We start from the raw sequence: 7048 nt of genomic DNA on the forward strand, positions 1-7048 counted from the left end.
TCCTTGGACCATCGCTACACCCGTTTAGCGGCTGGTTGACCTCTAATAATTCCATTCGCTACCACATGCTAGGGGTGCGGAATGTGAGTTATAATGTGGAATGTTAACAGATTTGCAAATAGAAAAAACCTTCCGGTCCAAGCGTACGCAGACGTACACCGACCGGAAGGCCGTTTGCAATGTTGTATTGGAAAATGGCAGGTCAGCACTGCTCCGGATTCGGCTTGCCTTCCTCTTCCTTCGTGCGGAAGCTGCTGCCGCAGCCGCAGGTCGCGATTGCGTTCGGATTGTGGATCGTGAACCCGCCCCCCATGGCCGACTCTTTGAAGTCGATCTCAAGGCCGCGCAAATATTTGGTGCTGTCGCCGTCTACGACGACCTTCAGACCGTTAATATCGAGCACCTGATCGGTTCCTTGCTGATCGTCGTCAAATCCCATTCCGTATGAAAAACCGCTGCAGCCTCCTTCCTTAACGCCTACGCGCAAGAACAGGTTCGGCGTTTCCTCGGCGGCCAGCATTTCTTTAATTTTATCGCAAGCTTGCTCCGTAATCGTAATCATCTTCGTTCCCTCCTTCGTTTCCTTCGCACTTTCAGTATACTCCTATTCGGTTGCCTCCTCAAGAGGCCGCGCCCCGCCGGTTCCCGCCGCAGCAGGATAAACCTGCTGTTGCCCGAGCCACCCGGTAGGTTTATAATTAGGTAGGTTAAGGGTACGATTCGGGTTGAATCACAACTTAGGAGCTATTACCGTATTCAAGTTTCTTCGTCGCATAACTTGCCGCATCTCGGCAAAGAAGGAGCGCTTATAGAAAAGTAAATACGCAATAGCTCTCAAGCTCAAAGGAGGAGCATCAATGAGCATCATCGTAACGAACCCCGACAAGCGTATGGCTGAGATTGCCGAGAAAGTCGAGAACGGCGAGCGGCTTACGCTGGAAGACGGAGTTTTTTTGTATGAATCCGACGATTTGCTGACGATCGGACAACTGGCCAATCAAGTAAACCTTCGCAAAAACGGCCGCAAAGTTTATTTTATTGAGAACATGAGCCTGTACTTTACAAACGTATGCGAAGACCGGTGCGCTTTTTGCCATTTCCGCCGCGACGAAGGACAAGAAGGAGCTTATACGCTAAACCCCGAGCAGATTCTGGACTATGTCGGAAAGCATTACCATCCCTTGATGCGCGAGTTCCACATTACCGGAGGGCATAATCCGCACGTCCCATTCGACTACTACGTCAACTCGATCCGCGTTCTGAAAGAAAATTATCCGAACGTAACGATCAAGGCGTATACCGGAGCGGAGATCGACTTTTTCTCCCGGATCAGCGGACTTTCCTACAAAGAAGTGCTGGTCAAGCTGTCCGAAGCCGGACTTGGCACGCTGCCCGGCGGCGGCGCGGAGATTTTGACCGACCGGTACCGCAGCAAAATGAACGTGGAGAAGGCGACGTCGGACCAATGGCTCGACGTGCACCGGACCGCTCACAAGCTCGGCATCCGCACGCATGCGACGATGCTGTACGGCTCGATCGAGACGAAGGAAGAACGGATTCGCCACATGCTCCAGCTTCGCGGCCTGCAGGACGAAACGAACGGATTCATGGTATTCATTCCCAACTCCGTCCAACCGGCCAATACGACGATGGGCATCAAGCGCCGCACTTCCGCTTTCGACGATCTGAAGACGATCGCGATCAGCCGGCTGATGCTGGATAACGTTCAGCATGTCAAAGCTTACTTTATCAATCTGGGCACGCAGCTTGCGCAGCTCGCCTTCACCTTCGGAGCCTCCGACGCTCACGGAACGATCGTGCAGGAACGGATCAGCCATTCCGCCGGCGCTTTGTCCCCGGAAGGCCTGACGCGCGATGAGCTTGTGCATCTGATCAAAGGGGCGAACCGGATTCCGGTGGAACGCGATACGTTCTACAACGAAATTCAGGTGTTCGAGTAATTTCGAATAAGCTCCCGGCCTTCTCATAATCTTCCGTTTCGCGTGACACCCTAATACCAACAACATCAAGATTTGCATCGTTACTAATGGATTTTGGAAAGGAACTCATCTGGAATGGGTAAATTCGTCATTTTGGGCGGCGGGTACGGCGGGCTTACGCTCGCTTTGCACCTGCTGGAACAAGATCCCCCTCACGGAACGGAGATTGTGCTGATCGACCGTATGCCGTATCAAGGACTAAAAACCGAATATTACGCGCTCGCCGCGGGCACCGTATCGGAAGCGGAGATTCGTGTTGCGTTCCCGACCGACCCGCGGATTATTTTGAAGTACGGCGAGGTGACCGGTGTCGATCTGGACAACAAGCTCGTGATGATGGACCAGAACGATCCCGTCTCATACGATTGGCTCGTCATCGCCCTCGGCTGTGTCGACAAGTTCCACGGCATTATCGGGGCGGATATGTACGCTCACGGCATCCAGACGTTGTCGGCATCCCGCAAAACGTATCAGGCGATCAACGATTTGAATCCGTACTCGCAGGTTTCGATTGTAGGCGGAGGACTCAGCGGCGTGGAGATCGCTTCTGAGCTGCGCGAAAGCCGGCCCGACCTGAACATTCGCATGATTGATCGCAGCGCCAGCATCCTGTCGTCGTTTCCCGACAAGCTTCAAGCCTATGTACGGGACTGGTTTATCGAGCATGACATCGAGATGTTATCCCGCGTATCGCTTCAACGTGTCGAGCCGGGAATGCTGTATAACGGCGAGCAGGAAATCAGTACCGATCTGACCGTATGGACGGCAGGCATTCAGCCGAGCCCGATCGTGCAAAATCTGGACCTGCCCAAAGACAATCAGGGCCGTGTGCTGCTTAACGAGTATCATCAAGTTCCCGCTTACCCCGAAGTATTCGTCGTCGGCGACTGCGCCAGCCTTCCGTTCAGCCCGAGCGCTCAAGCCGCCGAAGGACAGGGCCGCCAGGTAGCCGAGGTGATGCATGCGCTCTGGAAAGGCGAGAAGCCGGTCATGAAGCCGATCAAGCTGAAAGGCGTGCTCGGTTCGCTCGGCAAAAACGCCGGATTTGGCATGATGGGCAAAAAGACGGTCATTATGGGGAAAGTGCCGCGTGTGCTGAAAAGCGGAGTTTTGTGGATGTCCAAGCATCATTTCGGATAAAATCCGGTCCCCCGACATTCCGCGCAGGCGAAAAACCGGTTCCCGGAGGAACCGGCTTTATTCGTCCAGCCAATCGAACTGCTTCTCCCACTGCTCGATTTTGTGCAAAATCGCCTGCAACAGCTCGTCCGCCGTCTCCGCCGGTACGATCTCTCCGTTGACAAGGGCGTAGGGCTCCATATAACACTGCCCGCAGTTGCCGAGACAGCCGTATTCGATGACGTCGATGTCCGGATTTTGTTCCAGCTCGCGCATGACGGCATCGGTGCCGTGATGCATATTGTTCGTACAAAATTCTACGATCGGTCTCATGTTCCCACCATCCGGTTCCGCACCATTTTCATTTCGTGTATAATGTACTATAATAATATGAGAAAGGAGATGAGGCAAATGAGCGAGAACGTACAACAAGAAGCTGTTTATGATGAAGTGCTCGAAGTATTGGATAAATTGCGCCCGTTTCTGCAGCGTGACGGCGGTGACGTGGAATTGGTCGACGTAGAGGACGGAATCGTGAAGCTGAAGCTGATGGGTGCTTGCGGAAGCTGCCCCAGCTCGACCATAACGCTGAAGGCCGGTATCGAAAGAGCACTGGTTGAAGAAGTGGAAGGCATTACAGAGGTCGTCCAAGTATTCTAAACCATTTCACTCCAAAAACAGGGTGGCTGCATAATAAGCAGTCACCCTTGTTAATGTTACAGAAAGATTTAGTTCGCTAAAGTGGTAAAGCTTCAAAGCGATGCTTCAAAAAGCAAACTGCGAGTTTCAAGGAGGAATATAGGGATGAATCAGCATCAACAGTGGCTGGAGCAGGCGATCCGTTTGGCGGAACTCAACGTTGGCAGCGGAGGGGGCCCCTTCGCCGCCCTCGTCGTTAAGGACGGCCGTATTGTCGGCAGAGGGGTCAACGGCGTTCATCTGGACCATGACCCGACCGCGCACGCCGAGCTGCTCGCGATCCGCGAAGCCTGCATCCATCTGGAGACGACGGATTTATCGGACTGCACGCTGTATGCCAGCGGCGAGCCTTGCCCGATGTGTATGGGCACCATTTACTGGGCCAGACCCGGCAGCGTTTATTATGCGTGCAGCAAGCAGGAAGCGGCCGATGCGACGGCTTTCGGCGACCCGCTGGACGGCTTTTACCAAGAAATGCTCCAGCCTTCGCAAGCCCGCTCGATTAATATGCGGAAGCTGGAAAGCGGCAGCAAGCTCGCTCCCTTTTATGCATGGCGCGATATGCAAAGCGAGTAATTCCGACAGTTCCCGGAACTTTGTCCATAGAGGGAAGTAATAAACAGCCCGAGTATGTTGCGCACAAACCCGATCCGTACATTTGAACGATAGACGTAGCCTGCTGGTCAAGGGCCGATGTTACTGTAAAGAAATATCGGGAGCAGATCACTTCTCCTGTTCAGCCTTCGCTTGCCGTACTTCTGCTTTCGTACATATCTTTCACAATATCTTCAATGCTCGTCTCCCGCATCTGGATGTCTTTGACCCGGTTGTGCGCCGTCAAAATTTGAATCACTTCCGGAACGGTAATCTGTTTTTTCTGAAATTGGATCGTTTTCAGCGGCCCTTCTTCTTTGACAACGGTCAGCCGTTCATCCTCAAGCCAAAAGCTGTCCGAGTCCAGCTCAATGCGGATAAAATGTCCACCCGCATAGCTTTCCTTGAATGCCGATAACGAACCGTCATACAGCACTTGTCCTTGATCAATCATAATGATGCGGTTGCAAATTTGCTCAATATCGTCCATATCATGGGTCGTTAACATGAGCGTTGTCTGCTTTTCTTTGTTCACTTCTTTCACAAATTGGCGGATGCGCGATTTGGCGATAATGTCCAGCCCAATTGTCGGCTCATCCAAATAGACGACGTCCGGATCGTGCAGCAGCGCAACAGCCAAATTTGCCCGCATCTTCTGACCAAGACTCAGTTGGCGTACAGGTCGGGTGAGAAACTCCTGCATCTGCAGCAGATCCACATAAAATTCCACATTCCGTTTGAACTGCCGCTCCTCGATTTTGTACATATGCTTGTACAAGTCGAACGTATCTTCCATCGCTAAGTCCCAGTACAGCTGGGAACGCTGCCCGAAGACGACACCCATCCGCATCGCATTTTGCTTCCTGTCCCGGTACGGAACAATATCCCCTACCTGAATCGTCCCGCTCGTCGGCTGCAAAATGCCGGACAGCATCTTGATCGTCGTCGATTTTCCAGCGCCATTTGGTCCAATGTATGCGACAAGCTCGCCCCGTTCAATGTGGAAGCTAATATCCTGTACCGCTTTCTTCGTTGTATAGTCCCGCTTCACAAGCGATTTCAACGCTGGCCACATACCTTTTGCTTTCGTATGGACTTGAAAATGCTTACTCACCTGGTCCACTTCAATAAATGCCATCGTACTCCCCTCCTTTTGCTATGAGCCTGTACTTTTGTAATGACGCAGCCCCAGCTTCCAAAACTGGTACGCCCCAACTAGCAGAACAATTCCGACAAGCGGCGTAACATACTGGAAGAGCGGGTGGAACATCAAAAAGTCCGATTTGCCAAGAAAATATTGTGCCGGATAAAAGTTAATGAAGGCGTACGGGATAAGCAGCGTCAGAACGATTTGCACGCCTGGCTTGTAAATGGAAATCGGGTAACGAATAAAACCGCGCAAGTCGCCTGCAAACCCGCTGATCGCCTGGTTTTGCACGAGCCAGAATACGGGGACGGATGTGAACAGAAAGGCCGAAGCCTGAATCATCGCCGCTCCCAAAATGACAAGCAGGAGGAACAAAAACGACCCAACCGTGATTGTCAGACGCAGCTGGATAAAACAAAGAGTCAAAATGCCGCTCGCCACGAGAATATGGCTCGCGTACTGGTACACAAATTTATGGCAGATCAAGTACACCAACGGATTCATCGGCTTGGTCAGCACTTCGTCAAAGCTGCCGGACTGCACCATGGATGCCAGTCCCGTGCACACACTGTACAAAAAGCTCCCGGCGATGGCGTAGGAGATCAGGTTCAGTGCGTACAGCACCATCACTTCCTGTGCTGCCCAACCGTTCATCGAATGAAAGCGGGTAATCATCACCCAGAGCACGACAAACTCGGCAATATACGCCGACGCCTGCGAGATGCCTCCCAGAAAAAAAGCTCCGCGGTATTCGACCATGGCTTTCGCCTTCAAACGTACAAATGCGCGGTACAACGCCACGTTGGTTCACCCCCCTTGAACAATGACTTTGGTTTGGACTTTGCGCCACAGCATGTACTCGAGCAGCAGCAGCACTGCAATCCAGATCAACTGGAAACCAACGACAGTCCAGCTCTCGCTCCATGTCGTTCTGCCTAAAAAGATCGAGACCGGTTCAAACGAAATAAAGCGGAATGGCAGTGACATCGCAATGTGGTACAATCCTGCCGGATAAAACCATAACGGCACAATCGATCCGGCGAACAGTTCCATCAACGCCCCGAGCAGCCAGTTGGTGTAGAAAGCGGTTTTCATCCAAAACACAAGCAGACCGATCAAGTAGTTGATCGAATAGATGAGCACAATTCCGAGTACGAGCGTCAACGCAAACATGCCGGTTTGCCACCAGGCAGCCGGAAGCTGCACATCGAGAAACACCAGCCCCACCACGACAACCGGAATAATAAGAAAGATGGTGCTGTACAAGTTCTCGCCGATCTGCTCAGCGATCAAATAATACTTCAACTGTATTGGCCGAATAAAATCGATTGCGATCGATCCATCCGTAAACCGCTCTGCCAGCTTATTTCCGATGCTGGAGCGCGTCAGCGCCGAAACAGGGTCTGTAAAATGAAAGGTGGAACCTTTGAAATGAATCAAAATGGGACATACTATGTTCAAACAGACCATTTCGGAGGGAAAACCAATG

The 7048-nt window shown here is 52.2% G+C and carries 7 protein-coding genes and 2 pseudogenes; 4 read left to right on the forward strand and 5 right to left on the reverse strand.

The window, feature by feature from the left end:
• Nucleotides 1–202: 202 nt before the first annotated feature.
• A pseudogene (gene erpA, locus IDH45_RS33595) lies at nucleotides 203–565 on the reverse strand (iron-sulfur cluster insertion protein ErpA); the annotation flags it as partial.
• A gap of 292 nt (nucleotides 566–857) precedes the next feature.
• Here erpA and mqnE point away from each other — a divergent pair.
• Both mqnE and IDH45_RS33605 read left to right on the forward strand, forming a co-directional pair.
• The gene (gene mqnE, locus IDH45_RS33600) at nucleotides 858–1961 is read left to right on the forward strand and encodes an aminofutalosine synthase MqnE (RefSeq protein WP_190932528.1); all 1104 of its coding nucleotides are present in this window, start codon (nucleotides 858–860) and stop codon (nucleotides 1959–1961) included.
• 114 nt (nucleotides 1962–2075) lie between these two features.
• A complete protein-coding gene (locus IDH45_RS33605) occupies nucleotides 2076–3140 on the forward strand; it encodes an NAD(P)/FAD-dependent oxidoreductase (protein WP_190932529.1) in 1065 nt (354 codons plus the stop codon).
• A gap of 57 nt (nucleotides 3141–3197) precedes the next feature.
• Here IDH45_RS33605 and IDH45_RS33610 read toward each other — a convergent pair whose 3' ends face one another.
• On the reverse strand, nucleotides 3198–3452 hold the full coding sequence (locus tag IDH45_RS33610; protein WP_190932530.1) for a YuzB family protein: 255 nt from the start codon (nucleotides 3450–3452) through the stop codon (nucleotides 3198–3200).
• Nucleotides 3453–3569: 117 nt separating this feature from the next.
• Here IDH45_RS33610 and IDH45_RS33615 point away from each other — a divergent pair.
• A pseudogene (locus IDH45_RS33615) lies at nucleotides 3570–3779 on the forward strand (NifU family protein); the annotation flags it as partial.
• Nucleotides 3780–3923: 144 nt separating this feature from the next.
• Nucleotides 3924–4394, forward strand: a complete 471-nt coding sequence (locus tag IDH45_RS33620) for a nucleoside deaminase (protein WP_190932532.1) — start codon at nucleotides 3924–3926, stop codon at nucleotides 4392–4394.
• Nucleotides 4395–4554: 160 nt separating this feature from the next.
• Here IDH45_RS33620 and IDH45_RS33625 read toward each other — a convergent pair whose 3' ends face one another.
• The 3 genes from IDH45_RS33625 to IDH45_RS33635 form a co-directional block, all read right to left on the reverse strand.
• Nucleotides 4555–5550 carry an ABC transporter ATP-binding protein gene (locus tag IDH45_RS33625; protein ID WP_190932533.1) on the reverse strand — a complete coding sequence of 332 codons (996 nt, stop codon included), beginning with the start codon at nucleotides 5548–5550 and terminating at the stop codon, nucleotides 4555–4557.
• A gap of 18 nt (nucleotides 5551–5568) precedes the next feature.
• On the reverse strand, nucleotides 5569–6360 hold the full coding sequence (locus tag IDH45_RS33630) for an ABC transporter permease (RefSeq protein WP_190932534.1): 792 nt from the start codon (nucleotides 6358–6360) through the stop codon (nucleotides 5569–5571).
• 6 nt (nucleotides 6361–6366) lie between these two features.
• On the reverse strand, nucleotides 6367–7048 hold a 682-nt coding region (locus IDH45_RS33635; RefSeq protein ID WP_223837260.1), incomplete at its 5' end, for an ABC transporter permease.

Origin of the sequence: Paenibacillus oceani (assembly GCF_014705615.1) — a bacterium.
Classification (GTDB): Bacteria; Bacillota; Bacilli; order Paenibacillales; family NBRC-103111; genus Paenibacillus_AB; species Paenibacillus_AB oceani.

Excerpts from the sequence above, each read along its gene's own strand:
- mqnE (WP_190932528.1), top strand. The coding sequence starts at position 858 with ATGAGCATCATCGTAACGAACCCCGACAAGCGTATGGCTGAGATTGCC.
- IDH45_RS33605 (WP_190932529.1), top strand. The coding sequence starts at position 2,076 with ATGGGTAAATTCGTCATTTTGGGCGGCGGGTACGGCGGGCTTACGCTC.
- IDH45_RS33610 (WP_190932530.1), bottom strand. The coding sequence starts at position 3,452 with ATGAGACCGATCGTAGAATTTTGTACGAACAATATGCATCACGGCACC.
- IDH45_RS33620 (WP_190932532.1), top strand. The coding sequence starts at position 3,924 with ATGAATCAGCATCAACAGTGGCTGGAGCAGGCGATCCGTTTGGCGGAA.
- IDH45_RS33625 (WP_190932533.1), bottom strand. The coding sequence starts at position 5,550 with ATGGCATTTATTGAAGTGGACCAGGTGAGTAAGCATTTTCAAGTCCAT.